Source organism: Streptomyces sp. NPDC048192 (assembly GCF_043202415.1).
Classification (GTDB): Bacteria; Actinomycetota; Actinomycetes; order Streptomycetales; family Streptomycetaceae; genus Streptomyces.
In genome coordinates, this window is the sequence record NZ_JBIDAL010000001.1 from 436,752 (window position 1) to 450,708 (window position 13,957).

General features: G+C 73.1%; 11 protein-coding genes. 5 read left to right on the forward strand and 6 right to left on the reverse strand.

Features of this window, described 5'->3' with window-relative positions; translation table 11 throughout:
- Positions 1-111 precede the first annotated feature (111 nt).
- Entirely contained in the window at positions 112-2,391 is a 2,280-nt protein-coding gene (locus ACGFZN_RS01895; protein WP_393856479.1) for a catalase, read from the forward strand.
- Positions 2,392-2,531: 140 nt separating this feature from the next.
- On the forward strand, positions 2,532-2,771 hold the full coding sequence (locus tag ACGFZN_RS01900; RefSeq protein ID WP_393856480.1) for a chaplin: 240 nt from the start codon (positions 2,532-2,534) through the stop codon (positions 2,769-2,771).
- 49 nt (positions 2,772-2,820) lie between these two features.
- Here ACGFZN_RS01900 and ACGFZN_RS01905 read toward each other — a convergent pair whose 3' ends face one another.
- The 4 genes from ACGFZN_RS01905 to ACGFZN_RS01920 all read right to left on the reverse strand — a co-directional run bounded on the left by ACGFZN_RS01905 (position 2,821) and on the right by ACGFZN_RS01920 (position 7,734).
- The gene (locus ACGFZN_RS01905) at positions 2,821-3,576 is read right to left on the reverse strand and encodes a class I SAM-dependent methyltransferase (RefSeq protein ID WP_393856481.1); all 756 of its coding nucleotides are present in this window, start codon (positions 3,574-3,576) and stop codon (positions 2,821-2,823) included.
- A gap of 249 nt (positions 3,577-3,825) precedes the next feature.
- A complete protein-coding gene (locus tag ACGFZN_RS01910; RefSeq protein ID WP_393856482.1) occupies positions 3,826-5,004 on the reverse strand; it encodes an acyltransferase family protein in 1,179 nt (392 codons plus the stop codon).
- A gap of 275 nt (positions 5,005-5,279) precedes the next feature.
- Entirely contained in the window at positions 5,280-6,332 is a 1,053-nt protein-coding gene (locus tag ACGFZN_RS01915) for a Ku protein (RefSeq protein WP_393856483.1), read from the reverse strand.
- A gap of 466 nt (positions 6,333-6,798) precedes the next feature.
- Positions 6,799-7,734 (reverse strand): hypothetical protein, encoded by a 936-nt coding sequence (locus tag ACGFZN_RS01920; RefSeq protein ID WP_393856484.1) that lies wholly within the window; start codon positions 7,732-7,734, stop codon positions 6,799-6,801.
- 332 nt (positions 7,735-8,066) lie between these two features.
- On the opposite strand from ACGFZN_RS01920, the gene ACGFZN_RS01925 reads away from it, so the two are divergent.
- The gene (locus ACGFZN_RS01925) at positions 8,067-8,504 is read left to right on the forward strand and encodes a Fur family transcriptional regulator (protein ID WP_393856485.1); all 438 of its coding nucleotides are present in this window, start codon (positions 8,067-8,069) and stop codon (positions 8,502-8,504) included.
- Positions 8,505-8,537: 33 nt separating this feature from the next.
- Positions 8,538-10,763, forward strand: a complete 2,226-nt coding sequence (gene katG / locus ACGFZN_RS01930; RefSeq protein WP_393856486.1) for a catalase/peroxidase HPI — start codon at positions 8,538-8,540, stop codon at positions 10,761-10,763.
- 114 nt (positions 10,764-10,877) lie between these two features.
- On the opposite strand, the gene ACGFZN_RS01935 is transcribed toward katG, so the two are convergent.
- Both ACGFZN_RS01935 and ACGFZN_RS01940 read right to left on the reverse strand, forming a co-directional pair.
- Entirely contained in the window at positions 10,878-11,801 is a 924-nt protein-coding gene (locus tag ACGFZN_RS01935) for a serine hydrolase (protein ID WP_393856487.1), read from the reverse strand.
- The gene (locus tag ACGFZN_RS01940; protein ID WP_393856488.1) at positions 11,798-12,784 is read right to left on the reverse strand and encodes a LysR family transcriptional regulator; all 987 of its coding nucleotides are present in this window, start codon (positions 12,782-12,784) and stop codon (positions 11,798-11,800) included. The genes ACGFZN_RS01935 and ACGFZN_RS01940 overlap by 4 nt, the downstream gene beginning before the upstream one ends.
- Before the next feature lie 129 nt (positions 12,785-12,913).
- On the opposite strand from ACGFZN_RS01940, the gene bla reads away from it, so the two are divergent.
- Entirely contained in the window at positions 12,914-13,843 is a 930-nt protein-coding gene (bla, locus tag ACGFZN_RS01945; protein WP_393856489.1) for a class A beta-lactamase, read from the forward strand.
- The last annotated feature ends 114 nt before the right edge of the window (positions 13,844-13,957 follow it).

Consider the following 13,957-nt stretch of genomic DNA (forward strand, 5'->3'; position numbering starts at 1 on the left):
CGATCTGTTCGCATGTGTCGGCCGTATGCCCCGGGCGTGGCCACCGCGCGTCGGACGCCCGCTTCGCCGGTGCCGGGCCCGCCCCCGTGACCAGCGAAGGAAAGAGCAGCGATGAGCGAGAGCAACCCCCTCAAGCGAGCGGCGGACAAGGCGGTCGACGCCCTGCGCGGCGACGGCGCGGGCCCGGAGCAGGGCATCCCCGGCAAGCCCGGCCCCGAGGCGCCGTCGGTCGCCGAGCCGACCGACCCCCATGAGCCGCTGCCGCCCAAGCCCGACCAGACCGGCCCGGAGACCGTCTCGCCCACCGGCCAGCCCACCGGCGCCGACCAGGCGCGGATGGCGCAGAGCGGAAGCTATCTGACCAACGCCCAGGGCACCCGCCTGTACGACACCGATCACTCCCTGAAGGCGGGACCGCGCGGCCCGGTGCTGCTGCAGGACCACCACCTGCGCGAAAAGGTCATGCACTTCGACCACGAGCGCATCCCCGAGCGCGTGGTCCACGCCCGCGGCGCCGGCGCGCACGGGGTGTTCCGCAGCTACGGCACGGCCGCGAACGTGACCAAGGCGGCGTTCCTCGCCGAGGGCGTGGAGACGCCGGTGTTCGTCCGCTTCTCCACCGTGCTCGGCTCCCGCGGCTCCTCCGACACCGTCCGGGACACCCGTGGCTTCGCGACGAAGTTCTACACCAGCGAGGGCGTCTTCGACCTGGTCGGCAACAACATCCCGGTCTTCTTCATCCAGGACGCGATCAAGTTCCCGGACGTCGTGCACGCCGCCAAACCGCACCCGGACCGGGAGATCCCGCAGGCCCAGAGCGCCCACGACACCTTCTGGGACTTCGTCACCCTGCACACCGAGGCCACCCACCACACCCTGTGGAACATGTCCGACCGGGGCATCCCGCGCTCCTTCCGCACCATGGAGGGCTTCGGCGTGCACACCTTCCGGCTGGTCGACGCCGACGGCGGGACGACGCTGGTGAAGTTCCACTGGAAGCCGAAGCTGGGCGTGCACTCGCTGGTGTGGGAGGAGGCGCAGATCGTCAACGGCGTCGACCCGGACTTCCACCGCCGGGACCTCGCCGACGCCATCGAGGCGGGCGCCTACCCCGAGTGGGAGTTCGGCATCCAGACCTTCCCCGACACGCCCGACCAGACGTTCGAGGGCATCGACCTGCTGGACCCGACGAACATCGTCCCCGAGGAACTCGCCCCCGTGCAGCCCATCGGACTGCTCACCCTCAACCGGAACCCGTCGAACTTCTTCGCCGAGACCGAGCAGGTCGCCTTCCACCCCGGCCACCTCGTCCCCGGCATCGACATCACCGACGACCCGCTGCTCGCCGGGCGCCTCTTCTCGTACCTGGACACCCAGATCACCCGGCTGGCCGGCCCCAACTTCGCGCAGATCCCCATCAACCGGCCGCACGCGCCCGTCAACGACATGACACGGGACGGCTTCCACCAGGACGCCGTGCACCGGGGCGTGGCACCCTACCGCCCCAACTCCCTCGACGGCGGCTGCCCCTTCACGGCCGGCGCCGCCGACGGCGCGTACGTCGAGGCGCCGGTACGGGTGCCGGAGGCGACGAAGGTCCGCGAGGCGCCGGCGTCGTTCGACGACCACTTCAGCCAGCCGCGCCGGTTCTGGCTCAGCATGAGCCCGGTGGAGCGCGAGCACATCATCGGCGCCTACACCTTCGAACTCGGCAAGTGCTACGAACAGGCCATCAAGGAACGCGGATTGCAGGTCCTGGCGAACATCGACCCGGAGCTGTGCGCGGGCGTCGCCGCCGGTCTCGGCCTGCCCGCCCCCGAGCCCACCGTGCCCCTCGCCGACGTGCAGCCCAGCCCCGCCCTGTCCCAGGTCGGCCGCACCTGGCCCACCGACGGCCGGATCATCGGCATCGTCACCGGCCCCGACGGCGACCTCGACGGAGTGCGGGCGGCACGCCAGGAGGTGCTGGACGGCGGAATGGTCCCGCTCGTCGTCGCACCGACGGGCGGCACCCTGGGCTCCGGCGCCGACGCGCTGACCGTCCAGCGGACGTACGCCACGGCACGGTCCGTGGAGTTCGACGCGCTGCTGGTGGCGGGCACCCCGGGGATCGGCGCCGACGCCTACGGCGCCCGGGACGCCAAGGCGGGCCTGCCCGGCAACGGCGACGGCGCGCCCGACCCGCGGGTGGGGCTGCTGCTGGCGGAGGCGTACCGGCACGGCAAGGCCATCGGCGCCGCCAAGGGGGGAGAGACCGCGCTGGAGGCGGCCGGCATCCCCCTCGACGCGCCCGGAGTGATCGCCGGCGACGGCGCCACCACGGTCCTTCAGCAGCTCACCCGGCTGCTCGGCTCCCACCGGGTCTGGGACCGCTTCCCCGCCACCGCCTGACGCGGGCGCCGGCAGCGGCCGATGGAGGGAATTTCCCGTACGCCGTTCGGTGCAGGTCCCGGACGGCGTACGTGAACAGGCGCACAGCGCGCGGTACGGCTGTCATGAAAGAGTCCCTCCGTCAATCAGTGAGGCAGATCATGCGTCTTCGCAGTTTCGCCACCACGGCCGTACTCGCAGGTGTCCTTGCCGCGGGAGGCTCGGCGACCGCGTTCGCCGGCGACCAGGGCACGGTCGGCGTTGCCAGCAACAGCCCGGGCGTCATCTCGGGCAACGTCGTCCAGGTGCCGATCCACATCCCGGTCAACGTGTGCGGCAACACGGTGAACGTCATCGGGGCCCTGAACCCGGCCTTCGGCAACAGCTGCGTCAACAAGTGAGCCACCCGTGCGCCGGCTCCCGTGGTGCGGGAGCCGGCGCACGGCCGTGTCACCGGCCGCCCGGACGGCGGAACAGGGCGGTCCACAGGAAATCCGCCCCGAAGAGCGGGGAGTCGGCCGCCTGCGGCCGCATCGCGCGCAGTTCGACCTCCTGAAGGTCGCAGAAGATCCGGCGCAGCGACGCGGGGGTGTAGGCGAGGCCGCCGTGCAGGCCCGGCTCCCGGTAGAACGCGGCGTCGGGGAGTTCGGAGCCCATGCGGCCGGCGGCGAAGCAGGTCAGCGCGAAGTGCCCGCCGGGCGCCAGCACCCGCTCCAGCAGCGCGAGATGGCTGACGCGCCGGTGCGGCGGCAGATGGTGGAAGCAGCCGGAGTCGTACACGAGGTCGTACGGGCCGCCCAGCCGGGCCGTGTCCCCCGTGGTCAGGGCGAAGGCGTCACCGCAGTGGAACCGCACGGCGCCCGGCGGGTCCCCCGCCTCCCGCGCGCGATCCTCGGCCCAGGCGACGGCGGCCGGCGAGAGATCGACGGCGTCCACCTCGAAACCCCGCGCGGCCAGGTGCAGGGCGTTGCGGCCCGGCCCGCAGCCCAGGTCCAGGGCCCGCCCCGGTGCGACCAGACCGCGCTCCAGATACGACACCAGGTTCTCGTCCGGTTTCGCCGCGAAGAACGGCACCGGTCTGTCCCGGTCCGCGTAGAAGCCGTCCCACCACGAGGCCGCGTCTTGAGTCCAGCGGTCGGCCGCCGGCGCGAACAGCCCGTCCAGCAGCCGTAGTACGTCCTCCACCGTGCGGATGTCCCGGTCCACCCCTGCTCCCTTCTCCGCCTGCGCAGAACCTAGGAGCGGGGGCGGCGGAACGCCAGGCCGCGGGGCCGGGCCCGCGGGCGCCGGCGGGTGGCACGGCGGCCGGCACAGGAGCGCGCGCTGCCCCCCTCACGGGGCGGCCGATAGGCCCTCCGGTGCGCCGCAGAGCCCCGGCACGGGACCTTCCCGACCCGAGCCGGGGGCACTTTTCCGACCGGTTCCCGGGCGCGTCCGTCCGAGGCCGCGTCACACTCAGTCCCCGGCCGCGGCCGGTGCCTCCTGACGGGCCTGCGCCCGGTCCGGCTGCGTCGCCGGGCGGCGGAGCGGTCGCAGCAGCAGGCGTCTCGCCGGGCGCTCCACCGCCTCGTACAGGAGCCAGGACAGCCCGAGCGACACCGTGAACACGGTCGCGGTGACCGCGATCCCCGCCGGCGGCCCGAAGTGCGGCTTCGTCCCGAGCAGCGGCGCGGCGGACCGGATCACCAGCAGATGCACCATGTAGAAGGCGAACGACAGCTCGCCGAGCCGCACCAGCCGCCGGCGCCGCCACAGCGAGGGCAGGCCGTGCAGGTCCGCCATGGCCGCCGCCGGGATGAGCAGCGTGAACCCGGCGATGGTGCACATGGTCGCGGAGTAGCCGGGCGCGACCTGCGGGACGAGGAAGTACCCGATGATCGCCAGGGCGAGCGACGCCTCCAGACCCGGACCCCGCCACCGGCCCAGCAGCACCAGCCGCGCGGTGACCGCGCCGAGGACGAACTCGGGCAGCCGCGCCGCCGGGAACGAGTACAGCGCGTACCTCCACCAGTGATGCGCGTCCGCCCGGGCCAGCACCAGGATCGCCGCCACCGACAGCGCGCCGAGCACAACCGAGCCGCGCGCACCGAGCCGGCGCAGCAGCAGGAAGAGCAGCGGAAAGGCCGCGTAGAAGAACGCCTCGCAGGCGAGGGACCAGCTGACCGGATTCAGCGTCTGCCACCAGGGGCGCCACCAGGAGTGCAGCAGCAGCGCGTTGGACAGCGCCTGCTTCGGCGTCGGCCTCGGCTGGTTCGCCAGCGTGTACGCCATGACCAGCGCGAGGACCAGGGTGACCAGGTGCACCGGGTAGATGCGCGCGATGCGGCGTCTCCAGAAGGCGAGCGCGCGGTCACGGGGCCGCGCCGACCAGGTCAGGACGAAGCCGGACAGCACGAAGAAGAACGACACTCCGGTGGCGCCGGCGCCGAACGCCCAGGAGACGAGCCGGCCACCGGTGCCTCCGAAGTAGCCGAAGTTGTTCACGTGGAGTCCGAACACCAGCAGCGCCGCCATCCACCGCAGTCCCGTCAGGGACGGCAGCGGGGGCCTGGCGGAGGCCGGCGAATCCCTGGCGGTCGTGTCGTCGGTAGGGGCGGGCGGCGTCCGGAACGTCCGGGGCGTCGCCGTGGTCATCGAATCACCTGCCGCAGAGGGTTGGCGTGGGGCATGAAGGGGTACCTTGCCCGTTCACCCCGGGTCAATCACGCCACATGGCAAACATCACACTCGCTGCCGAACGACAGACACCTCCGTATGCCACGGAGGGCCGGACCGGGTGCACCCATACGAGTGACGCCCCACGCACCGTTTTGATCAGCCCGCTGTCGGCACCGAGCGTCCCCACGGAGGCCGAGCCGGAACGAAGGCCGGTCGGCGCGAAATACGCGCGCCGCCCGGCCCGCACCAGGTCAAGCCGCCTGGCCCGCAAGCGCCTTGACGAGCTGGTCCCGCGTCATCTTCGACCGGCCGGCCACGCCGGCGGCACTCGCCCGCTTCTGCAGCTCCGCCTTGGACAGGGACGCCAGGTCCTCGGACTCCTTGCGGCCCGCTGACTTCTTCCTCCCGGCGGGTCCCTTCTTGCCGGCGGGTTCCTTCTTGCCCGAGGCGGGCCGGGACTTGCCGGAGCTCGCCTGCCTCCTGCCGCCGGCCACTTTCCCGTCGCCGCCCTTGCGGCCCCGGGAGCGGTTCTGTTCCACGCTGCGGCTGAGCGCCTCCATCAGGTCGATGACGTTGGTCGCCTCCGGCGGCTCCGCCTCGCCGACGACCTCCTCGCCCTTCCGCTTCGCGGCGACGAGCTTCATGACGCGTTCCTCGTAGGCGTCGTGGTACTCCTCGGGGTTCCACTCGATGGTCAGCGCGTCGATCAGCTGCTCGGCCGTCCGCAGCTCCTTGCTGTCACCGCCGGAGCGCCGCTCCGGCAGGTCGGGCACCACGGAGGCGGGGTCGCGCACCTCGTCGGCCCAGTGCAGGGTGTGCAGGACGAGGACGCGCGGCTGGGCCCGCAGCGCGGTCAGGTACTCCTTGCCGCGCATCGTGAGCGTGGCGATCCCGGCCTTGTCCGCGCGGTCCAGCGCCGCCCGCATCAGCTCGTACACCTTCACGTACTCCTTGCCGCGCGGGCCGACGTAGTACGTGCGGTCGAAGTAGACGGGCTCGACCTCGCGCAGGTCGACGAACCCGGCGAGGTCGATCACCTTCGAGCGCCCCGGTGCGATCTCCTCCAGCTCCTCCGGCTCCACGACGACGTACTCGCCCTCGTCGATCTCGTAGCCCTTGACGATCCGGTCGCCGCCGACCTCCTTGCCGGTGCGCTCGTTGACGCGCTTGTTGCGAATCCGGTCCGAGGTGCCGCGCTGGAGCTGGTGGAAGTGCACGGTGTGGTCCTCGGTGGCGGTGTAGAGCCCCACGGGCAGGGTGACCAGCCCGAAGGTCAGCACCCCGGTCCAGATCGGTCTCGCCATGGCTCCTCGCCTCCCGTCCCGAGGCCGGCTCCGGCGGCATCCGCGCCGGCCGGTCGCTCACCCGGCGCCGACGGGGCGGCTCCGGAGGGTGCGCCGGACGTGGGACGCAGCCGGCACTGCCAGTCTCCCGGCGGCGCGGTGCTTCGGCCAGCCGGACGTGCGCCGGTGGGACGACCGCGACGCCCGGCGTTCGCCGCCGGGGCCGGACCAGCCGGACCGGATCTCGCGACCGGCGCGATCCCGCTCCCGGCGGCCGCCGTCCTGGTCACGGGGTGGCGGTCACACGGTCGGCCGGGGCGGCGACCGCAGGCTGCGAGGTCCGGGTGCGGGGATGGATGGTCACGGCGTGGACGAGGGTCGCGACGGCGGCGCAGACGGCCGTGACCAGCCCGAGCGGGCGGCGGTGCCGGCCCGACGAGTCCCCGGGCCGTCAGGGGCGAAGGGCGAGGGGCGAGGCAGTGCCCCGTCACCTGCCGCGCGCCCCCGGGCCCGCGGCCGGCCGCTGCGCCGCGGCCGCCGCCGTACGGGCCTGGCGCCGGGCCTCCCGTACGGCACGGTCGGCCTGCCGGGCCCGGTCCCGGGCCGCTTGCTCGTCGGTGCGGGCCCGCCGCTGTGCCTCCTCCGCGTCGCGCAGCTCCGCGCGCAGCGCACGCACGCGCTCGTCGGCCTCGGCCACCCGGTCGCGGGCCTGCTCCGCCTCCCGTCCGGCCGCCTCGGCCTCCTTCTCGCGGGCGCGCAGATCCCGCTCGGCGGCGCGGGCGGCCTCACGGGCCTCGTTGAGACGGCGCCGCTGCGCCAGTTCGTCGACGTGCTGCCCTGCCGTGCCGCGTTTCTTCGCCGCCCCGCGTCCGCCGGCGGCCTCCTCGGCCTTTCCCGGTGTCTTGCCTTCCGTCGTCACCGGGCGGCTTTCAAGGAGGGCCTCGTCCGCCTCGGGAAACCCGAACGTGGAGGCGAGCGGCTTCACAAGGCGCCCTGCCGCCCACTCCCGGCCGGCCTCCGGGGCGGCGAGAACGGCGTGCAGCGTCTCCTCGACCTCCCGCTGGACGCCCTCACCCACCGGCCGCCCGGCCTCGGCCGCCAGCCGGCGCGCCTGCCGTCCGAGCGCGCCGATCACCTCGCTCTGCCTGCGGGCGAGCTTGCGCAACTGCAGCCCGTCCAGCTCGCGGTGGGCCCGGCGCAGTTCCTCGCCGAGTCCCAGCAGCGGCTGGACCTCCTCCGGCCGGCGGCGCACGAGCAGATTGCTGACCCAGGCGGCCAGACTCGGCCGCCGCAACGCCCCGATCCGCTTGGCGAGCGCCTGATCACCGGCCTTGCGGGCCTCCAGGGCGCGTCGGTCACGGGCGGCGACGAAGTCCTCCGGCCGCAGCCCGTACAACTCGTCCGCGACGGCGTCCAGGTCCACCAGCGTCCCTCTCGACGGCCACCTCGGCCACGGACTCCGAGTGTCCCACCGTCCCCGGTCCCGGCGCCTGTCCGTACGGACCGGCCTGCGGCCGCTGCGCCCGGGCCGCCTCCCCAGCTCACCCGTTCGGACGACCGTCCGGCTCGTCGTACCGCTGTCGCGTGTCCTGGGACGCAGGATGCGGGCATGTCCCGGACCCGCTGCCGGCCGACGGCGAAGGCGGAGATCCGGGCCGGGTGGCGGGGCGGTGGACGGGGGGTGACGCGGCGCCGAAGAAAATTGCATCGTTCGTTTTCTTGAATCTCTCGTGTTTATGGCGGTAGGTTCGTTCCATGACCGCCTCCCCGACTCCGACCACCGCCGAAGAGCTCCGCGGTGCCGGCCTGCGCGTGACGGCAGCCCGCGTCGCGTTGCTGGAGACCGTCCGGGCGGGCGACCACCTCGGCGTCGAGGCGATCGCCTCCGGGGTCCGTGACCGCGTGGGCCACATCTCCCTGCAAGCCGTCTACGAAGCCCTGCACGCCCTCACCGCGGCGGGACTCCTCCGCCGCATCGAGCCGGCCGGCCACCCGGCCCGGTACGAGGGACGCGTCGGCGACAACCACCACCACATCGTGTGCCGGTCCTGCGGGACCGTCGTCGACGTCGACTGCGCGGTCGGCGAAGCGCCCTGCCTGACCGCCTCCGACGACCGCGGCTTCGCCATCGACGAGGCCGAGGTCGTGTACTGGGGCCTGTGCCCCGACTGTTCCACCGGCCGCAGTTCCTGAGCACCGAGTTCCGTCCAGTCCGGAAGGATGTCCATGACCGAGAACCACGACGCGATCGTCACCGACGCGAAGGCCGAGGGGGCGAGCGGCGGCTGCCCCGTCGCGCACGACCGGGCCCTGCACCCCACCCAGGGCGGTGGCAACCGCCAGTGGTGGCCGGAGCGGCTCAACCTGAAGATCCTCGCCAAGAACCCTCCCGCGACGAACCCGCTCGGTGAGGAGTTCGACTACGCCGAGGCCTTCAAGAACGTCGATCTCCCGGCCCTGAAGCGGGACATCGCCGAGGTGCTCACCACGTCGCAGGACTGGTGGCCCGCCGACTTCGGCAACTACGGCCCGCTGATCATCCGCATGGCCTGGCACAGCGCCGGCACCTACCGCATCAGCGACGGCCGGGGCGGCGCCGGCGCCGGCCAGCAGCGCTTCGCCCCGCTGAACAGCTGGCCGGACAACGTCAACCTGGACAAGGCCCGCCGCCTGCTGTGGCCGGTGAAGAAGAAGTACGGCCAGAAGATCTCCTGGGCCGACCTGATGATCCTCGCCGGCAACGTGGCGCTGGAGTCGATGGGCTTCGAGACCTTCGGCTTCGGCGGCGGCCGCGCGGACGTCTGGGAGCCGGAGGAGGACGTCTACTGGGGCCCCGAGACCCAGTGGCTGGACGACAAGCGCTACACCGGCGACCGCGAGCTGGAGAACCCGCTCGGCGCCGTCCAGATGGGCCTGATCTACGTCAACCCCGAGGGCCCCAACGGCAATCCGGACCCGCTGGCCGCGGCCCGCGACATCCGTGAGACGTTCCGCCGCATGGCGATGAACGACGAGGAGACCGTCGCGCTGATCGCCGGCGGCCACACCTTCGGCAAGACCCACGGCGCCGGCCCCGCCGACCACGTCGGTGCGGACCCCGAGGCCGCCGGCCTGGAGGAGCAGGGCCTCGGCTGGAAGAGCACCTACGGCACCGGCAAGGGCAAGGACGCCATCGGCTCCGGCCTGGAGGTCACCTGGACCGCCACGCCGACCCAGTGGAGCAACGGCTTCTTCAAGAACCTCTTCGAGTTCGAGTACGAGCTCACCGAGTCCCCGGCCGGCGCCAAGCAGTGGGTGGCCAAGGACGCCCCGGAGATCATCCCCGACGCGCACGACCCGGCGAAGAAGCACCGCCCGACGATGCTCACCACCGACCTGGCGCTGCGCTTCGACCCGATCTACGAGCCGATCTCCCGCCGCTTCTACGAGAACCCGGAGGAGTTCGCGGACGCCTTCGCCCGCGCCTGGTACAAGCTCACGCACCGCGACATGGGCCCGAAGTCGCTGTACCTCGGCCCGGAGGTCCCGGAGGAGACGCTGATCTGGCAGGACCCGCTGCCGGAGCGTGAGGGCGAGCTGATCGACGACGCCGACATCGCGGCGCTGAAGACCAAGCTGCTCGACTCGGGCCTCAGCGTGTCCCAGCTGGTCACCACCGCCTGGGCGTCCGCCTCCACCTTCCGCGGCAGCGACAAGCGCGGCGGCGCCAACGGCGCCCGCATCCGCCTCGCCCCGCAGAACGGCTGGGAGGTCAACGACCCCGACCAGCTCGCCCAGGTGCTGCGCGTCCTGGAGGGCATCCAGCGGGACTTCAACGCCTCCTCCGGCGCCAAGAAGGTCTCGCTGGCCGACCTGATCGTCCTCGGCGGTGTCGCCGCGGTCGAGAAGGCCGCCAAGGAGGGCGGCTTCGCGGTGGAGGTGCCCTTCACCCCGGGCCGCGTGGACGCCGGTGAGGAGCACACCGACGTCGAGTCCTTCGAGGCGCTGGAGCCGACCGCGGACGGTTTCCGCAACTACCTCGGCAAGGGCAACCGCCTGCAGGCCGAGTACCTGCTGGTCGACAAGGCGAACCTGCTGAACCTGAGCGCCCCGGAGATGACGGTGCTCGTCGGCGGCCTGCGCGTCCTCGGCGCCAACCACCAGCAGTCGCAGCTCGGCGTCCTCACCAAGACGCCCGGTGTCCTCACCAACGACTTCTTCGTCAACCTGCTCGACATGGGCACCACGTGGAAGTCGACCTCCGAGGACCAGACCACGTTCGAGGGCCGCGACGCCGTCACGGGCGAGCTGAAGTGGGCCGGCAGCCGCGCCGACCTCGTCTTCGGCTCCAACTCCGAGCTGCGCGCCCTCGCCGAGGTGTACGCCAGCGACGACGCCAAGGAGAAGTTCGTGAAGGACTTCGTCGCCGCGTGGGACAAGGTCATGAACCTGGACCGGTTCGACCTGGTCTGAGCACGGCCTTGAGGGCGTCCGCCCCCGACCCGCACGGGCCGGGGGCGGACGCCCTCGTCGTACCCGCGCCGGTGCCAAGGCGCATGGGCTACGGCGCCGGCGCCCGCGACGGCCTCACCTGCGCAACGCCTCGAAGGCGTTGCGTCCCGCGGCCCCGATCGCCAGGTCGACGTCCGGCGCCAGACCCGCCCGGCGGTCCGCGCGGGTGAGCGCGGCCATGGCCACCCGGTCTCCCGACTCCGCCTCGACCACCCCGATCTCGTGCCGCAGATGCAGGAACGACCCTGTCTTCCCGCTCCACCGCAGCGTGTCCGCCCGCAGCTCGCTCGCCAGCCGGTGGGTGAAGACCTGCAGCCCCATCAGCCGCCGCAGTTCCGCCGTCGCTGCCGGTGTGGAGATCTCCTCGCACCACACGCGCCGCAGCAGCTCGACGAGCGCCGCCGCGGTGCCGGTGTTGGCGTGCGCGGGGTCCAGGGTCTCGATGGTGTGCCGGCCGGCCCGCTCGTCGCGCAGCGCCAGTTCCAGTGCGAGTGAGAAGTCGTTGCCGGCGGCGCCGGCGGCGCACTCGTACATGTGGTTCATCCGGTGCCGCATCCGGATCTCCCCGCATCCCCAGGCCCGCAGCCGCTCGTCGGCCTCCGCCGCCGGCACCAGGCCGAGCAGGGCGTCTGCGGCGGCGTTGTCGCTCACCGACAGCATGAGCAGCAGCAGATCACCGACGGCGACCGTGGCCGGGTGCCGGAACGCGGCGAGCCCGGTGGGGCCGACGCTGCTGTGCGCCGGATCGACCGTCACCGGCTGCGCCGGATCCAGCTCCCCGGCGGCGATCCGGTCCAGCACGACGAGGGCGAGGGGGACCTTCACCACCGAGGCCAGCGGCAGTGACTCCTCGACGTCGAAGCCGAGGTGCTCGCCGGTGTCGAGGTTCCGGGCGAGGAAGGAGCCGCGCACGCCGAGGGCCGCCCAGTCGGCGGCGATGGCCTCGGCGACGTCCAGGAGGGCGCCGTCGTCCCCGACGTACCGGGGTGCCGCCGTCATCCGCGTGCCGCCAGCCGCGCGGGCACGTCCTCGCCGGTCCCGGTGGCCGGTCCGCCGGGCCGTCGAGGGACGGCTCCCACGGCCGAGGCCAGCAGCGGGACCAGCCAGCGCGGCACCCCGGCCGCCCCGGACCGGTCCGGGGCGGCGTTCGCGTCGTACCCCCGGTGCAGTGACCGGTCGCCCAGCGGCGCCCACCGGGCCCCGTGCTCCCGGGCGAGCGGCTGCGCGCACAGCAGCAGCGCCCGCCCCGCCAGCGTCTCGGCCAGCGCGGTGGCCGCGGCCCCGGCCGGCCGGAACCGGCCCGGTGGCAGTCCGGCGCGGGCCGCCGCGCGCTCCAGCCGGTCCTGGTGGAACGGCAGTCGGTCCTCCGGAAGGGTCAGCACCGGCAGCGGAGCGGCGCCTTCGATGCCACGGCCGCGCCGGGGCCGCAGATCCTCCAGGTGGACCGCACGCCGCGCACCGCCGTACGCCGGGACGCTTTCCTCGTCCTCCGATTCGGGCGCGGACGCCAGGCCCAGCGGCACCCGGAACGCGCCCCGCTCCGGCGGGACCCGTACCAGCGCGTAGGCGAGCGAGCCGTCGGCCAGCCCGGAAACCCTTTCCGCAGGGGGCAGTTCACGCATGCCGAGGGTGATCCCGCGCTCGGCGCCGGCGCGGATCGCGCGCGCCAGCGCCGCCGGGGCGCAGTGCGCGGGCACCCCGACGGCGCACACCCGCGCCCGCCCCGCCGCACCGGCGACCTGCTCCAGCCGCTGGGCCCGGTCCAGGACGTCCCGCGCGTACGGCAGGAGCAGCAAGCCCAGCTGCGTGATGGTGATCTGCCGCCGTGAGCGGTCGAACAACGCGCCGCCGAAGTGCTCCTCCAGTGTCTTGATGCGGCGGCTGAGCAGCGGCTGGGCGATGCCGAGCCGGTCCGCCGCCCGGGAGAAGCTCACCTCGTCGGCCGTCGCCACGTACGCCTCGAGATGCGCCAGGAGATCCATCCCGCACTCATATCAACAAGGCATGCGATGTTGAAAGATCTCTCTTGGACATCGGTGGCTCCCGGCTGTTTCGCTGTCCCCGTCGAAGATCCGGCACCTCGATCACGGACGACCAGGAGGACTGTGCTCATGACCGGCCCCGACCACTCCACCCCTCTCGCCCGGCGCGGCCTGCTCAGGGCGGGCCTCGCCCTCACCACCGCCGCCGTGGCCGCCACGGCCGGCCCCGCGCCCGCCGCGTCGGCCGCACCCGGCACCCAACGGCGGGCAGTGGAGGACGAATTGGCCGAACTGGAGCGGGCGCACGGCGCCCGGCTCGGCGTCTACGCGCGCAACCTCCGCACCGGAGCGACCGTGTGCCACCGGGCGGAGGAGCGGTTCGCGATGTGTTCGACGTTCAAGGCGTTCGCCGCGGCGGCCGTCCTGCGCGACCACGGCGACTGCGCGCCGCTGGAGAAGGTGATCCATTATCCGCCGCACGACATCCTGTCCAACTCGCCGCGTACCGCGGAGCACGTGGACACCGGGATGACGGTCGCGGAGCTGTGCGCGGCGGCGATCCAGTACAGCGACAACGCGGCGGGCAACCTGCTGCTGCGTCAGATCGGCGGCCCCGCGGGCCTCACCCGCTTCTTGCGCTCGCTCGGCGACCCGGTGAGCCGGCTCGACCGCTGGGAGACCGACCTGGGCGGCGCCGTCCCCGGCGACCCGCGTGACACCACGACTCCGCGGGCACTCGGCCGCAGCTTCGAGGCGCTCACCCTGGGCCGGGCGCTCTCCGGCGCCGACCGGGAACGGCTCGTCGGCTGGCTGAAGGGCAACACCACCAGCGCCGCACGATTCCGCGCGGGCCTGCCGCGCGACTGGGTGACGGCCGACAAGACCGGCACCGGTGACTACGGCACGGCCAACGACATCGGTGTGGCCTGGACGCCCCGGAACACCCCGGTCCTGCTGGCCGTGCTGTCGTCCAAGAGCGCGAAGGACGCGCCGGCGGACGACGCGCTCGTCGCAGGGGCGGCCCACCTCGTGGCGGACGCCCTCGCGCCGGGGGAGTAGACCGGGGCGCGGGAGAGAACGCTCATTCATCCATCTGAACATGAATCATGTACGCGGTCATTGACGTGAGCATGCCGTATCTCTACGGTCTGGGCATTGCAGGGGGAAAGCGCT

Bases quoted from the DNA above. Each gene is read 5' to 3' on its own strand.
- ACGFZN_RS01895 (WP_393856479.1), top strand. From the start codon at position 112: ATGAGCGAGAGCAACCCCCTCAAGCGAGCGGCGGACAAGGCGGTCGAC.
- ACGFZN_RS01900 (WP_393856480.1), top strand. From the start codon at position 2,532: ATGCGTCTTCGCAGTTTCGCCACCACGGCCGTACTCGCAGGTGTCCTT.
- ACGFZN_RS01910 (WP_393856482.1), bottom strand. From the start codon at position 5,004: ATGACCACGGCGACGCCCCGGACGTTCCGGACGCCGCCCGCCCCTACC.
- ACGFZN_RS01915 (WP_393856483.1), bottom strand. From the start codon at position 6,332: ATGGCGAGACCGATCTGGACCGGGGTGCTGACCTTCGGGCTGGTCACC.
- ACGFZN_RS01925 (WP_393856485.1), top strand. From the start codon at position 8,067: ATGACCGCCTCCCCGACTCCGACCACCGCCGAAGAGCTCCGCGGTGCC.
- katG (WP_393856486.1), top strand. From the start codon at position 8,538: ATGACCGAGAACCACGACGCGATCGTCACCGACGCGAAGGCCGAGGGG.
- ACGFZN_RS01935 (WP_393856487.1), bottom strand. From the start codon at position 11,801: ATGACGGCGGCACCCCGGTACGTCGGGGACGACGGCGCCCTCCTGGAC.
- ACGFZN_RS01940 (WP_393856488.1), bottom strand. From the start codon at position 12,784: ATGGATCTCCTGGCGCATCTCGAGGCGTACGTGGCGACGGCCGACGAG.
- bla (WP_393856489.1), top strand. From the start codon at position 12,914: ATGACCGGCCCCGACCACTCCACCCCTCTCGCCCGGCGCGGCCTGCTC.